This window comes from Gemmatimonadales bacterium, assembly GCA_036500345.1.
Taxonomy (GTDB): Bacteria; Gemmatimonadota; Gemmatimonadetes; order Gemmatimonadales; family GWC2-71-9; genus Palsa-1233.
This window is the reverse complement of sequence record DASYCE010000001.1, coordinates 62,746-78,476: the sequence shown is the minus strand read 5'-3', so window position 1 is coordinate 78,476 and position 15,731 is coordinate 62,746. Positions and strand designations below refer to the sequence as shown.

The 15,731-nt window shown below is 65.4% G+C and carries 10 protein-coding genes; 6 read left to right on the top strand and 4 right to left on the bottom strand.

What is annotated here, in order from left to right; all coding sequences use genetic code 11:
* The first annotated feature begins 45 nt into the window (after positions 1-45).
* Positions 46-1,401, top strand: coding sequence for a multicopper oxidase family protein (locus VGM20_00365; protein HEY4099308.1), 1,356 nt, complete (start codon positions 46-48; stop codon positions 1,399-1,401).
* Between the two features lie 5 nt (positions 1,402-1,406).
* Positions 1,407-2,348, top strand: a complete 942-nt coding sequence (locus VGM20_00360; protein HEY4099307.1) for a hypothetical protein — start codon at positions 1,407-1,409, stop codon at positions 2,346-2,348.
* A gap of 87 nt (positions 2,349-2,435) precedes the next feature.
* On the opposite strand, the gene VGM20_00355 is transcribed toward VGM20_00360, so the two are convergent.
* Positions 2,436-2,675 carry a hypothetical protein gene (locus tag VGM20_00355; protein ID HEY4099306.1) on the bottom strand — a complete coding sequence of 80 codons (240 nt, stop codon included), beginning with the start codon at positions 2,673-2,675 and terminating at the stop codon, positions 2,436-2,438.
* 108 nt (positions 2,676-2,783) lie between these two features.
* On the opposite strand from VGM20_00355, the gene VGM20_00350 reads away from it, so the two are divergent.
* From VGM20_00350 to VGM20_00340, 3 genes are all read left to right on the top strand, one after another.
* Positions 2,784-3,179: a hypothetical protein gene (locus tag VGM20_00350; protein HEY4099305.1), complete on the top strand. Its 396-nt coding sequence runs from the start codon at positions 2,784-2,786 to the stop codon at positions 3,177-3,179.
* 133 nt (positions 3,180-3,312) lie between these two features.
* Positions 3,313-6,705 (top strand): hypothetical protein, encoded by a 3,393-nt coding sequence (locus VGM20_00345; GenBank protein HEY4099304.1) that lies wholly within the window; start codon positions 3,313-3,315, stop codon positions 6,703-6,705.
* Between the two features lie 151 nt (positions 6,706-6,856).
* Positions 6,857-10,252 (top strand): hypothetical protein, encoded by a 3,396-nt coding sequence (locus VGM20_00340; protein HEY4099303.1) that lies wholly within the window; start codon positions 6,857-6,859, stop codon positions 10,250-10,252.
* Positions 10,253-10,262: 10 nt separating this feature from the next.
* Here VGM20_00340 and VGM20_00335 read toward each other — a convergent pair whose 3' ends face one another.
* A complete protein-coding gene (locus VGM20_00335; protein HEY4099302.1) occupies positions 10,263-10,481 on the bottom strand; it encodes a hypothetical protein in 219 nt (72 codons plus the stop codon).
* Between the two features lie 147 nt (positions 10,482-10,628).
* On the opposite strand from VGM20_00335, the gene VGM20_00330 reads away from it, so the two are divergent.
* Positions 10,629-13,247, top strand: a complete 2,619-nt coding sequence (locus VGM20_00330) for a glycoside hydrolase family 3 C-terminal domain-containing protein (protein HEY4099301.1) — start codon at positions 10,629-10,631, stop codon at positions 13,245-13,247.
* Positions 13,248-13,306: 59 nt separating this feature from the next.
* Here VGM20_00330 and VGM20_00325 read toward each other — a convergent pair whose 3' ends face one another.
* Positions 13,307-15,079, bottom strand: coding sequence for a hypothetical protein (locus VGM20_00325; protein HEY4099300.1), 1,773 nt, complete (start codon positions 15,077-15,079; stop codon positions 13,307-13,309).
* A 248-nt stretch (positions 15,080-15,327) separates the two neighbouring features.
* Positions 15,328-15,702, bottom strand: a complete 375-nt coding sequence (locus tag VGM20_00320; protein HEY4099299.1) for a hypothetical protein — start codon at positions 15,700-15,702, stop codon at positions 15,328-15,330.
* Positions 15,703-15,731: the final 29 nt, after the last annotated feature.

Genomic DNA, 15,731 nt, shown 5'->3' with positions numbered 1-15,731 from the left:
GGGTGGGACGCCTCAGCCCGCATGGCAACCACACCGGGTGGATCAGTGAATCGCCGGATGTTTGTCTCCGCGTGTGGCGCGGCGGCGCTCTCGTCTCGCCGCGGCGCGGTTCCGGGCGATCTGTCGTGGATGCTGCGAGCCCCCGATCATACCCTCCGTATTGCACCGCTCGAGCTCGAGCTCGCTCCGGGAAAGCGGGTCCGCACCACCGCCTACAACGGATCGGTGCCGGGACCGCTGCTGCGGCTGCGCGAAGGGGTCCCCGTCACGATCGCGGTGACCAATGACAGCGCGCAGGAAGAGTTCGTGCATTGGCATGGGCTGAAGATTCCGCCGGTCGCGGATGGCGCGCTTCAGGAAGGATCTCTTCCGATCCCGCCGCACGGCGGAACATTGCAATACGAGTTCACGCCGAAGCCCGCCGGATTCCGCTGGTATCACTCGCACGCGTTTGCCGGACGCGATCTCTCGCGTTCGACATACAGCGGGCAGTTCGGTTTTCTCTACATCGACCCGTCGAACGATCCGGGCGCATTCGACCAGGAGCATTTCCTCGCCCTCCATGATTGGGCGCCGTATCTCACCGGCGGCGATGACGGATTCGAGAGCGTGGCGTACCGCTACAGCTCGATCAACGACAAGCTCCTGGGCCACGGAGAGCCGCTCCGCGTACGCGAAGGCGAGCGGGTGCTCCTTCACCTGCTCAACGCGAGTGCGACCGACTCGCACTGGATCGCGCTCGCCGGCCACCAGCTCACCGTGGTGGCAATGGACGGCAATCCGGTACCGACGCAGCAGACGCTCGATGTCGTGCGGATCGATCCGGGTGAACGGATCGACGCCGTCGTGGCGATGACGAATCCGGGGGTCTGGATTCTCGGTGAAGCGACGGAGGAAGTGCGCAGCGCCGGCATGGGGATTGTGGTGGAATACGCGGGACGAACCGGTGCGCCGAAGTGGCTCCCGGCCGCGAACAAGGTTCGCTGGAGCTACACCCTGTTCGGCAGCACCACGCCGGCAGAACTCGCCGCGGCAACGCCGGTGCCGCTCGTCTTCCAATCGGTCTTCCACGGGCACGGCGCGTTCGAGGGATGGTCGATCAACGGCAAGTCGTTCCCGCGCACCGACACCATCCGGCTGACGCGTGGCGAGCGATATCGCCTGATGTTCGACAATCGGTGCGCGGAGGACCATCCGTTGCATCTGCACCGGCACACGATGGAGCTCGTCTCGGCGGATGGGAAGCGCACGTCGGGGCTCCTCAAGGACGTGATCGTGGTCCCGGCGTATTCCAAGGTCGAGGCAGACGTTGTCGCCGACGATCCCGGCAAGGCGCTCTTCCATTGTCACCTGCAGGACCACATGGATTCCGGGTTCATGACGCTGTTCGACTACGCCTGACGCCGATGCGAGCAGCCACCTTCGTCCAGCGCGCGATCGGGGGTGGCATCGCGTTGATGCTCGCGGCCTCGATGCCGTGCGCGGCGCGGGCGCAGGCGCCATGGGAGATCGAGGTGTACGCCGCCGCCACCGCACCGCGGCGGTCCCTGATGATCGAGCTGCACAGCAACTACAACATCAGCGGACCGTCGGCGCTGGGGTCGTGCGGCGGCCCTCCCGTCGTTGACGATGAACGCGCGGCGACCGCCCCGGGTGTGAGCCGATCGAGCGCACCAGCATGCGCTCCCCCGCCCTTCTTCTCGATCGTTCCGCCGCAATCCGGGATCGCCTCCACAACGCAGGCCGCCGCACAACCAGCCGTGATCCATTCGTGGCATGAAACGGTGGAACTCGTCGCGGGAGTCGGCGACTGGGCCGAGCTCGGCGCCTACGTTTTTTCGAGCGCGGACGACAGTGGCGGCTTCCATGTCGCCGGTGGAAGTTTCCGCGCCAAAGCACGGATTCCAGTCCGTTGGCGGTGGCCGGTCGGTCTGGCGCTTTCGTCGGAGATCGAGCACGAACGCTCGATATTCTCCGCAGATACATGGAGCTGGGAGATCCGTCCGGTGATCGACAAGGCGCTCGGCCGATGGTATCTGAGCGTGAACCCGACAGTGGTCCGCACCCTCGTCGGGCCGGGGACCGGCAACGGATTGCAGTTCTCGCCGAGCGCGAAGGCGTCCTTCGATTTCACGCGCGGAATCAGTGCGGGGCTCGAGTACTATGCATCTCTCGGTGAGCTCGGCGCATTTCCACCGACCAACAGCCAGCTGCAACAGGTCTTCGCCGCGGTCGACCTGCACTCATCGCCGTTGTGGGAAGTGAACGCCGGCGTGGGGTTTGGCATCACGCCGCCGACCAATCAGCTGATGGCGAAGGTGCTCATCGGCCGGCGTATCGTCTGGTAGGGTGATGACGGCGCCCAGGGGCGACTTGGAGCCGTTGCAACTCGGGACTCGATCCTCCGATCTCAGTACCGTGTGCCAGATGGTGAATTAGGATACGTCCCCAATCACATGAAAAACTTCATCTGGGTTCTCGCAGTTGGTGCGCTCCTTCCCGCCGCCGCTTCGGCGCAGGGGCGCGGAAACGACAAAAATCACGATCAGCAGCATGGCCAGCAGCAGCAGCATGGCCAACAGGGTCAGCGCGGCCAGCAGCCAGCCAGGCCGCAGCAGCCTGCCAAGGCGCAGCCGCCGCAGCAGCCGGTCGGCAACGGCTTCATCCCGCAGCACGGTCCCCCGGCGCGGAGCCGGCCAGCCGCTCCCCAGACACCGCCTCCACCGCCTCCGCGGGGCACAGCGCCGGTACAACAGAGCGCTCCGCAGCGTGGAGCGGCGCCGGTGCAGAACAACAACCCGCAGCGTGGCGGCCGCACCTACCGAGACGAACCGAACCACCCCGAGGTACCTCACGTCCACGACAACAGCACGTGGATCGGGCACAGCAGCGGGCGGAACGACCCGCATTACCGTCTCGACCGCCCGTGGGAGCACGGCCATTTCGAAGCGGGGATCGGGCCGTCGCACGTCTGGCGGCTGCATGGCGGGTCGCGTGACCGGTTCAGCATCGGGAATTACTTCTTCTCGGTTGCGCCATACGACTATGACTATTGCAGCGACTGGCTGTGGGACACCGACGACATCGTGATCTACCTCGATCCGGATCACCCAGGGTACTACCTCGCCTACAACGTTCGCCTTGGAACGTATTGCCACGTCCTCTTCCTCGGGTCGTGACGGCGGGCTGATCCAGACTGTCGTTTAGCTGACGACAACAAAGGGGGCGCGAATCAGCAATGATTTCGCGCCCCTGTCGTTACATACCTGCGCGCAGTATGCTTCATCATTCCCTTACAAATGGAATCGTCGCATGGCCACGCGCTTCACCGTTCGTTGGCTCCCCGCGGCCGGGGCAGCCCTTCTTGGCGCGCTCTCCGTTGCCGCAGCACCGCGGCCGAGCCGCGCCCCAATGCCTGCGCAACTCCTCGCCGGGCTCAAATGGCGTAACGTCGGACCTTTCCGCGGCGGTCGCGTCGCGACGGTGGCCGGCGCGGTTGGCCAGCCCGGTGTCTTCTATATGGGCGCGGTCCTCGGCGGCGTGTGGAAGACGACCAGCGCTGGCGCCACGTGGTATCCGGTCTTCGACAGCATCAAGGATGTCTCGTCGATCGGGGCGGTCGAGGTTGCGCCGTCGGATCCGAACATCGTCTACGTCGGCACCGGAAGCACCGGTGATGGCAACGGGATGTACAAGTCGACCGACGCGGGGAAAACGTGGGTGCACCTCCCCGGGCTGGAGGATAGCCACCAGATCCCGGCGATCCTCGTCGATCCGAAGAATCCCGACCTCGTGATGGCGAGCGTCCTTGGCGCGCGGACACCGAGCGACAAGCGTGGATTGTACCGCAGCACCGACGGCGGCAAGAGCTGGACGAAGACGCTGTACGTCGACGAGAACACCGGTGCGCAGAGCATCGCCTGGGCCGAGGACCATCCCAACGTCATGCTGGCGAGCACCATTGCGCGGGGTGGCCGCGGCACCGGCAGCGCTGCGACCGCGGGAAACCCGGCGGCTACGACCGGGACGGGACTCTACAAGTCGACCGACGAAGGCGTGACCTGGAAGGAGATCACCGGCGGCGGGTTGCCGGCGCTTACCGGGCGGCTCACCGTCGCCGTGGCGATGAACACCAACGCCCAGCGCATGTTCATCGTCGGGCCGACCACTCTCGGCCTGTGGCGTTCCGACGATGGCGGTACCACGTGGCGGCGGATGGCTGCGGATGATCCGCGGATCGCCAACGGGCAGGCCAACTACACCTCCGGCGTCTTCGTCAACAGCAAGAATCCGGACATCGTCTACACGCTCAATACCGGAGCGTTCGTCTCGCGCGACGGCGGGAAGACCTTCACCGGATTCAAGGGCGCGCCGGGTGGCGACGACCCGCAGGTGATGTGGATCGATCCGACCGACGGGAACCGGATGATTCTCGGGTACGATCAGGGGGCCACGATTTCGCAGGACGGCGGGCTCGCCTGGAGCACCTGGTACAATCAGCCGACGGCGCAGATCTATCACATCGGCGTCGACAACTCGTGGCCGTACTGGATCTACGGAAGCCAGCAGGATGCCTGCGCCGTTGCGGTGAGAAGCCGTGGCGAGCTCGGCGCCGTGACGATGCTCGACTGGTATCCGACACCGGCGTACGAAGACGGGTTTGTCGCACCGGACCCACTCAATCCGAACATCATCTACATGGCGGGTTCGACCAACGGCATCGTGAAGGTGACCAAGCCGACGTACCAGTGGGTCGATGTCTCGCCCAATGTTGATTCGTCGCTCGACCTGCGGCGCAGCGCCGAGAACGCGATGATCTTCTCGCGGACCAATCCGCACGAACTCCTCCTCGGCTTCCAGTATCTCTACTCCACAACCGATGGCGCCGTGAACTGGAAGCGGATTTCGCCGGATCTCGGCGTCCCGGCGGCTGGCACGACGGTGGCCAACGGGCCGGCGCGCGGTGCAGCTCCGGCGGCCGGCGCGAATGCCGCGGCTGGTGCGCGCGGTGGTCGCGCGGGACGCGGAGGCGCCGGTGGTCCGGCGGTTGGCGGAACGATCACCGGAATTTCGACGTCGAATGTGGCGCCGGGGGTGATCTGGGTCGGCACCAGCAACGGGCTCGTCAAGGTGACGCGCAATCACGGCGTCACCTGGGAGAGCACGGCACCGCTTCCCGATCAACCCGCGGCGGCGGCTCCCGGAGCACCCCCCGCGCGAGGGGGCGGCGTGTCGGCGATCGACGCGTCGTATCAGGATCCCGCGACGGTGTACGTCGCCGTCAATCGCGGCATCGGCGAGAACACGCCGCTCTTCTATCGCACGCACGATTACGGCAAGACCTGGACGAAGATCACCAACGGCATGCCGAGCGGCGAGGTGAGCGGCAGCTTTTCGCGGGTGATTCGCGCCGATCCGAAGAAGGCGGGGCTGCTCTACGCCGGAACGGAAAGCGCGATGTACGTCTCGTTTGACGACGGCGACAACTGGCAGTCGCTGATGCTCAATCTTCCCAACACGTCGTACCGCGATATCGTGGTCAAGGACAACGACCTCGTGGTGGCGACGTACGGCCGGAGCGTCTGGATCCTCGACGACGTCTCGCCGCTGCGGCAGATGACTCCGGACCTGGCCACCGAAGCTGTGCACATCTTCAAGCCGGGCGACGCGGTACGTGTCCGGCGCAACATCAACACCGGCACACCGTTCCCGCCCGAGATGCCGCATGGCGACAACCCGCCGGAGGGCGCGGTCATCTACTACAACCTTGCGTCACCGGCGCAGCACATTGCGATGACGGTGCTCGACGCGGCAGGTCACGAGGTCCGGCACTATTCGAGCGACCCGATTCCAGCGATTCCAGAACCGCCGCCGCCGGTCCCCGATGCATGGATCTTCGTCCCGCAACCGATGCCGACGTCGGCCGGGATGCACCGGATCAACTGGGATCTCCGCTACGACATGCCGCCGGCGTTCATTCATTACCTGGCGCACGTCACCGGTGCGGTGCTGCACGACACACACTGGGGCGGCGAAGGGCCGCTGGTGATTCCGGGGGTGTATACCCTCAAATTCGATGTCGACGGGAAGACGTTCACGCAGACGGTGACCGTCAAGAATGATCCGAAGTCGACAGCGACGCAGGCCGATCTCGTGGCGCTGCACGACCTGCAGATGAAGCTCTACCAGGGGACGAAGACGTCGTGGGACGGCTTCCAGCAGATCGCCGCGATGCGTTCGTCGCTGGCAGAGATCGAGAAGTCGAATCCGCCGCCGGAGGTGTCATCGGCGGTGAAGGCGCTCGACGACAAGCTGGTGGCGCTCGGCGGGCCGACGAAGTTCGTCGCTGCCGGTCGCGGCGGTGGTGGTGGCGGCCCTCGCGCGCCGACGTTCTCACAGATCAATGGGGTCGAAGCGGAAGAAGGAGCGGTCCTGGTCTCGACGAACGGACAGCTCAAGGTGCTCGACATGTCCGACATTCCGCCCAACCCGACGAAGATCCATGCATGGCAGAACGTCTGCAGCGACATGCGGACGGTGCTGACGGAGTGGCACGACATCAATACCAGGGATCTCGTGTCGCTCAACGCCATCCTCGCGAAGAACAACACCCGGCCGATCAGTGCAGCGTCGCCGGTGATTGCGGAGCCGGTCTGCGTCGCGGCAGCGGCGCCGGCTGGCCGTGGCGGGAAGCCGGGGAAGTAGTCGCACCCGCATGCCATTGAAGCACGTGGTTGCCGCGCTGACCATCACGGTCGGCGCGGTGACCCGCGGCTGTGCGTCGGCGCGCGCGCTGTTCGCGGCGATGACGTGCTGATATTGTTGGACGCTCCCAACTCATGACTCGAGGTACGTGATGTTGTCCCGCACATCCCGCTCGCGCTGGCTCGCCGGCACCGGTCTCCTCCTCCTCGCTGGATTGACGATCGGCGCCGCGTCTCCGATTGAACCGAATCTCCTCGCCGGACTTCGCTGGCGGAACATCGGTCCGTTCCGCGGCGGGCGCATCGCCGCGGTCACTGGCGCGATCGGTCAGCCCGGAACGTTCTACATCGGCTTGCCGCTCGGCGGCGTGTGGAAGACGACCAGCGCCGGGATGACGTGGTATCCGGTCTTCGATTCGGTGAAGGAAGTATCGTCGGTGGGCGCGGTGCAGGTCGCACCGTCCGACCCGAACGTGATCTACGTCGGCACGGGCGACCTGATCACCGGCGGCGGGATCAATGAGGGGAACGGCGTCTACAAGTCGACCGATGCCGGCAAGACGTGGACTCATCTCGGGCTCGACGAGACGAAGCAGATCCCGTCGATCCTGGTCGACCCGAAGGACCCCAATATCGTGATGGTGGCGGCCCAGGGAAACATTCGCACGCCGAGCGAGAACCGCGGGCTCTATCGCAGCACCGATGGCGGCAAGAGCTGGAACAAGACGCTCTATGTCGACAGCACGACCGGGATCCAGGAAATCACCTGGGCGTATGACAATCCGAAGGTGATGCTGGCGACGACGGTGCGGCACTACAACGCGCCGGCCGGTCGAGGCGCGGGTGGTGGTGCGGCGTTCGGCGGTGGTCGCGGTCGAGGCGCCGGCGGGTGTGCAGCGGCAGGACCGACAGGCACCGAGGTCTACAAGTCGACCGACGAGGGTGTCACCTGGCATCAGCTCACGATCAAGCTGACCGCCCCGGCGGGGTGCCCGTCGCCGTCGATGACCGGACGGACATCGATCGCGATCGCGATGAACACCAATTCGCAGCGGATGTTCGTCATCGGCAACTTCGGCCTCTATCGCTCCGATGACGGCGGGACGACGTGGAAGCAGATGGCGGCGAACGATCGCCGGATCGCGAACGGGCAGAACGGCTACAACTGCGGCGTCTACGTCGATCCGACGAACCCCGACATCGTCTACACGATCAACACCTCGAGCTTCAAGTCGGTCGACGGCGGCAACACCTTCGTCGGCTTCAAGGGCGCTCCCGGCGGCGATGATCCGCAGCAGATGTGGATTGATCCCACCAACGGCAAGCGGATGCTCCTCGGCGTCGATCAGGGCGCCACGGTTTCGCTGGACGGCGGGGCAACGTGGAGTTCGTGGTACAATCAGGAGACCGAGCAGGTCTACCACATCTCGGTCGACAATTCGTATCCGTACTGGGTCTACGCGACGCAGCAGGACGCCGGCGCGGTGCGCGCGCGCTCGCGCGGCGATCTCGGCGAGATCACACCGTTCGACTGGTATCCGGTTGCCGGCTACGAGTTCGGATCGATCGTCGCCGACCCGCTCAATCCCAACATCGTCTATTCGGGTGGGCCGTCGAGCGGCATCGTGAAGATCACCTATCCAAGTGGTCAGTGGATCAACGTGTCGCCCAACGTCAATCCCGCCGAGGGATTGCGGAAAGTCGGCAACCAGCCGCTGGCGTGGTCGGAGTCCAATCCGCACGAACTGCTCACCGGCTTCCAGTATCTCATGTCGACCACCGACGGCGGGATGCACTGGAAGAAGCTGTCGCCCGACCTCGGCTACCCGAAGGGTTACACGCCGCCCGATAGCGGTGCAGCTGGCCGAGGCGGGCGAGGCGGACGTGGAGGACGCGGCGGAGGTGCCGGCGGTCCCGCAGGCGGATCGATCGAATCGTTCGCGACTTCAAGCGTCGCGCCGGGGGTGATCTGGGTCGGCACCAACAACGGCCTGATCAAGGTTACCAAGGATCACGGCGCGACCTGGACCGACGTATCGATCCCGGGAGTCGAAAACGCCACTGGGCAGGATATCTCCGCCATTGACGCGTCGCACCAGGACCCGGCGACTGCGTACGTCGCGATTGATACCCACGGCGCGCGCGACATGACGCCGTACTTCTACCGCACCCACGATTACGGCAAGACGTGGACGAAGATCATCACTGGAATGCGGAACGATCAGCCGAGCGGATCGTTCGCCCGGGTGATCCGCGCCGACACGAGGAAGGCGGGACTGCTGTTCGCCGGCACGGAGAGCTCGGTGTATGTCTCGTTCGACGATGGCGATAACTGGCAGTCGCTGATGCTCAACCTGCCGAACACGTCGTACCGCGACATGGTGATCAAGGACAACGACCTGGTGGTCGGCACGTATGGGAGGTCGTTCTGGGTGCTCGACGACATCTCACCGCTGCGCCAGATCACGCCGACGACGGCGTCGGAATCGGCCCACCTCTTCAAGCCGGGTGATGCAGTGCGGGTGCGCCGGAACGTCAACGGCGACACGCCGTTCCCGCCGGAGATTCCGCACGCGGAGAATCCGCCGCTCGGCGCAGTGGTCTATTACTACCTCGGGTCGAAGCCGTCGGGTGACATCACGCTCGATATCATCGATGCGGGTGGACAGGTGGTCCGGCACATGTCGAGTGCTGCGATCGCGCCGCTCAACGAACCGCCCCCGGTCCTGCCGAGCTTCTGGCTCGAGAAGCCGGAGCCGATGCCGACGGAGATTGGCACCAACCGGATCAATTGGAACATCCGGTACGACAATCCGCCGGCGTTCTCGCACAACTACGAGATCAACGCCAACCCCGGCGAAACCCCGGCGTCGCCGGAAGGTCCGCTCGCTCTTCCGGGAGTCTACACGGCGAAGCTGACGGTCGATGGCAAGTCCTACACGCAGACATTCAGCGTGCGCAACGATCCGCGTTCACCGGCATCGGCGGCGGATCTCCGGGCCCAGCACGATCTCCAGCTCAAGCTGTATGACGGCGCACGCGAAGCGTGGGATGGCTACCAGGACGTGACGGCGATGCGGGCGGCGGTGGCCGAAGTCGACCATGCCAATCCGGCGCCGGACGTGGCGACGGCGGCGAAGACGTTCGATTCGATGCTCGTGGTGGTCGGTGGTACTGCGGCGCCGGGCGGTCGCGCCGGGGTACGGCCCAACGCCACGGCGCCGGCCGGGATCGCACCGACACCGACATTCGCCGCGCTAGTCGGGACGATGGATCGGCAGCTGACTGGTCTCGACAATGGTGACATGGCACCGAATGCGCCGACCCTCGCCACCTTTGCACCGGCATGCGCCGACCTCAAGGCGGCGGTGACGCGGTGGCAGTCGGTCAGCAGCAAGGACCTCAACGCGCTGAATGCCAAATTGGCTGCAGCGCACATGAATCCGGTTCCGGCGCCGACTCACAAGTTGGCCGCGCCGGTCTGCACGGTGGCCCCCGCGGCTGCACGTGCCGCGGGCGGCCGTGGCGCCAGCAAGCCGGGGATCTAGCGCCGTTCAGTTAGTGCCGCTGCCACGCCGGCTCCTTGCCGGCGTCGTAGTCCCGGCAGGCCTTGGCGAGCCCTTCGAGTGCTTCCGCTGTAGTTTCGAACAGCGCCTGCGCCCGGGGCTCGCCGAGTTTTCCGACATCATCACGCGCGTGGCGCGCTGTTTCAGTGAGCATATCGCGGAGCTGCGCGACCTGCTGCCGCGGATCTGAAGCCGGCTGAGTACTCGACATGGATCCCTCCTCGATCGTCGCGTCGGACAGGGGTCCCGACGGAACCATGCCTCGATGGGACGCCTCAACTTCATTGCGAAGCACCCGACGCCGAGCCTGACGGAAGCACCTTCCCGGCATCATGTGCCATGTTGCTGCAGTCGATTGATGACGATCATCGGCGCAATCATCCTCATCGTCCTGGGCGGTCGTCACGCCCAGGCGCAGGACGCCGGTCCGGCAGTCCATTCACCGCCGTTCGCCGAACGGGCCCGCGACCTCGTGGCGCAGATGACGCTTGAGGAGAAGGTCTCGCAGATGAAGGACGTCGCCGCGGCGATCCCCCGCCTCGGCATCCCCGCCTACAACTGGTGGAACGAGGCGCTCCACGGCGTGGCGCGCTCCGGCCTCGCTACCGTTTTCCCGCAGGCGATCGGCCTCGCCGCGACGTGGAACGATTCGCTGGTCCATCAGATGGCAACGGTCGTCTCCGATGAGGCGCGGGCGAAGTACAACGAGGCGCTCCGCCACGACAGCCGCGAGCGATATCAGGGGCTCACCTTCTGGTCGCCGAACATCAACATCTTCCGTGACCCGCGCTGGGGGCGCGGGCAGGAGACGTACGGCGAGGATCCCTTCCTCAGCGGCCGCATCGCGGTGCAGTTCATCCGCGGGATGCAGGGTGACGACCCGACGTATCTCAAGACCATCTCCACGGTGAAGCACTTCGCCGTGCACAGCGGGCCCGAACCGTCGCGGCACACCTTCGACGCCCAGATCAGCGAGCGCGATCTTCGCGAGACCTATCTGCCGCAATTCCGCGCCGGGATCGAGAGCGGCGGCGCGTGGTCGCTGATGTGCGCTTACAATCGTCTCGGAGGGTCGCCGGCGTGCGGAAGCGATCTCCTGCTCAAGACCGTGCTGCGCGGCGACTGGCATTTCCCGGGATACGTGGTCTCGGATTGCGGCGCGATCGACGACATCTACGAGCGTCACAAGGTCTCCGCCAATGCTGCGGCAGCATCAGCGCTGGCGGTCACGGCGGGGACCGATCTCGAATGCGGCGACTCGTACAATTCGCTGGTCAACGCCGTGCACTCGGGTCTGCTCACGGAATCGACGATCGATTCCTCCGTCACCCGGCTCTTCACCGCGCGGATGAAGCTCGGCATGTTCGATCCACCCGACAGCGTGCCATGGTCGAAGGTCCCCTACAGCGATGTCGATTCACCGGCGCACAAGGCGCTCGCGCGGGAGGTCGCGCGGCAGTCGATCGTGCTCCTCAGGAACCAGGATCATCTCCTTCCGCTCGGGAAGACGATCCGCAGCATCGCCGTGATCGGTCCGAACGCCGATGATCCGGAGGTGCAGATGGGGAATTACAATGGATCGTCGTCTGACACCATCACGCCACTCCAGGGGATCCGCGCCGCCGTCTCGCGTCATACGACCGTTCGATATGCGCGCGGCTCCGCATTGGCAGATGGACTCCCCGCATTTGATCCAGTCCCGTCGACGGTGCTGGCGACGCCGCATGGCCACCGCGGACTCACCGCGGACATCTACGCATCGCGGACGATGGACGGGAAACCGCTCTTCACGCGTACCGATTCCGCGGTCGATGCCAACTGGCACGACGGCGCCCCGCGTACCGGGATGAACGCCGACGACTTCGGCGTGCGGTGGAGTGGGACGTTCGAGCCTCCGGTGACCGGCATCTATCACCTCGCGCTGCGCGGAACGGTCCGCTTTCAGCTGCGTCTCGACGATTCGGTAGTGGTCCGTTCGGGTTTTGGACAACGCAATGTCGAATCCGCGACGCCGAGGCTTGCGTCATCGGCGGCAATCGAACTTGCTGCGGGGAAGAACTACAGGATCGCGATCGAGGCTGCGGAGTCATACGGCGCAGCCGACGTGCAACTCCTCTGGCAGCCGCCGGCCGAGTATCTCGAGGCGCAGAGCGTTGCAGTGGCACGCGATGCCGACGCGGTCGTCATGGTTCTCGGCCTCAGCAACGCGCTCGAAGGCGAGGAGATGCGCGTCCAGGTCGATGGATTCACCGGCGGCGACCGCACCCGCATCGACCTCCCCGACGCCCAGCAACAGCTGCTGCGCCGGGTCATGGCGCTCGGCAAGCCGACAGTCCTCGTGCTGCTGAACGGCAGCGCCGTCGCGGTCAACTGGGCCGCGGCACACGTGCCGGCGATCATCGAAGGGTGGTACCCGGGCGAAGCCGGCGGCGCCGCGATCGCCGACGTGCTCTTCGGCGATTACAACCCCGCGGGACGCCTCCCGGTCACCTTCTACCGCAACGTGGCGGATCTTCCGCCGTTTGACGATTACAACATGGCGGGACGGACCTATCGGTTCTTCGACGGGCCGGCGCTCTTTCCTTTCGGATTCGGATTGAGCTACACGACCTTCGCGTACGATTCGCTCCGAGTGAGTAGCGACTCCCTTGCCTTCGATGCCACCGATACGGTGCGCGTCAATGTGACCAACACGGGCTCACGCGCTGGTGACGAAGTCGTCCAGCTGTACGTGCAGCATCTCGGATCGTCGGTTCCACGTCCCCGCGAGGATTTGCGCGGGTTTCAGCGAGTGTCGCTGACGCCGGGCCAAACGAAGACGGTGGCGTTTTCGCTCCCGGCCTCAGCGCTGGCGTACTGGAACAGCGCCACGCAGGGGTGGAGCGTCGAATCGGAACCGGTGCGCCTCGAAGTGGGCGCGTCGTCGGCCGACATCCGGCTCGATCGAGTCATCCGGGTCGGAGCCGCAAAGAAATAGCGCGCCCACGAAGTCGGTGGACGCGCTGTTTCACTCTTCGCGCCTTCCTGCGGCGCCGGCTACTGCCCCGGTGGGAGCCTGAATACCGAAAGCTGCGGTGCCAGCGCCGAGGAGAGCGCATTCCCTCCTGGACCGGCGAACCGGATCGCCACGGTGGTATCCGTTGGCGCGGTATCGACCCGCCAGAATGACATCGCTCCCGGTTCCATCACGAAGGTCGTCGTGTCGGCGTGGATACCGAAGAGCACCAGCGGCATCGCCAGGGGCACCTGCGAACTCGGCCCGGACGTCGCGAAGAGGCGCGCCCAGAGCTGGTGCAGGTTGCGCGTCACGAACCGGTCGGCCGGCGGCGCGGTCATGCGTGGAAGTCCGGGCAGCGAATCGGTATAGAGCGCCATCCCGAAATCTCCGAACGAACTTCGGAATGGATTGCCGGTCGCCGCGGTGATCGCCGCGAGGCCGTCGGATGGCCCGGTCTCGAGCAGGTGGTAGACCTGGGTGCCAAACCGGTCGGCGAGGTATCGCACCATCGTCCAGTCACCGCCCCGCCAGGAGAATCCATTTTCCGAATCGTTGTGCAGCGTGAGCGAGACCGAGTCGGGAAGGAGGGCGTAATCGTATGAATCGTAGAAGAAACCCTGGATGAATCCCTGGGATGAATCCGGGAAGAGTTGCGTTGCGTCAGTGCGGCATGCCGGGGGCGGGCATTTCTGTTCGTAGTAGAGCGAGCCGAGCTCTTCGGCAACGATGCTCATCCCTTCATCGAGCCAGCTCGATTGCGCCGCCTGATGATTCACCACCACGTGCTGCGAGAAATTGATCAGGTGCTGAAGCTCGTGCAGGAAGGTGGCCGGAATGTTGGAACCGACGTCGTCCACGGTGTGCGCGCAGGACACGGTGCCGTTCGGATCGGGGACGATCGAGTAGAAGACTTCGCCCTGATTCGAATTCGGGTCGCCGGAGTTGTTGAAGTCCTCCGAGTCGAAAAACCCCGCCACGAACCCTTCGGTGCTGCACGTTGATGCCGGCGTGTCGGCGTTCACCAAGGGCGACATCAGCATGATGATGTGCCCATTGCCGTCGACATCCGACGGCTGGCCAAAGGCGTTCACGTCGATGTCATAGAGCGTCTGGTCGAAGAGCTGGCCGAACGCCTGCAGCTGGCTGGAGGTGAACCCGTTGGCCGGCGCGCTGACGTCGATGTACAGATAGATGTTGGACCCGATGTACGCGAGCTGCGCTGTCGCCGTCGAGAAGGAATTGGCATTGAAGTTGGAAAGGACCCGGAAGGTGCGGGTGCTACCCAGTGTCGGCGGCGCGATCTCATGAGCGAGCGGGCGCGCGGACATCCGCGGATAGCTGACGCTCGCCGCGTGGCCGATCACCGCGCGCTCGAACGCCGCCTGGTTTTCCATCGGCCGCTTCGGCGGCAACGTCCCGCGCGACAGAAACGCCGTGGTGCTTGCCGATCGCATCGCGGCCACCCGCTGCGCCGTCAGGTTGGCCGTCGCGAGGGTGCCGGTCTCGAGTGTGTAAGGGATGTTCTGATTGGCAACCAGGTTGGTCGCGAACTGTGCCACGACCACATAACTGGCACCGTTACCGGCCAGCGATACCGTCGACCCGCCGTTGCTGCAGTCGAGCAGGACGCTCTGCGCGACGCCAAGATTGACTGTTCCCGGCGAGCACGGATTGTTGACGAACGGTCCGCTCGGGACGCCGGTGTTCCCCGGGGAGGTGCTGCTGCACGCCGCGAGGAAGGCGGCGCCGGCAGCTGCTGCGAGCCACCACGAGCGGCGCGCGGCGCGGGAGGCGAAGGACGCTGGGATCATGTTCGTAAGGACGGAGCGCTTCCGGCCAAGGTTAACTGCCCTCGGCCGGCGGAGTCCGACGCTGGTCACTTCAGGGGCGTATCTCATGAGTTGAACCATACCCGGATGCGACGGGGGGTGCCATTGAGAATCCGGCGCCAGAAGCCGGCGAGAAAGTGTACCGTCAAATATCGAACCGAAAGAGCCGACCGCGCGTGGCCGGTTCGATCAACGACTTCCGGGAGCCGACCAAGCGCCTCCCGCGCCGATCAACGGCGCTGACCGATCTCCCTGAGCCGGGATGCGGTGTCGATGAGCCGAGCCCTGAACGCTGCCACCGATTCGTGGTCGCCGCGCCTTGGGAGGACGAAATCGGGAGATTCCGGCTCGGTCGTCACGCCGTGCGGCCCCTCATCGATCATCAGGTCGCCGCCGCGCGATTCCACCGCCTCTTCGAACGCCTCGATCGCGTCGAGAAGGTCCCCGATCTCGTCGCTCGTCTCGGTGCCGGTGAGCCGGACGCCGAGTGCCTGCAACCGCGATGCACCAGCCGCCCTCGCCCGGTCCTGCTCCTCGGTCCGCCGGGGATTGAGCAGGACATCCATCGGGTCGTCGCTGAGGAATCTCGTGAAGTCACGCAACATCGTCCGCCTCCTCGCGAAAGTTGAATCGC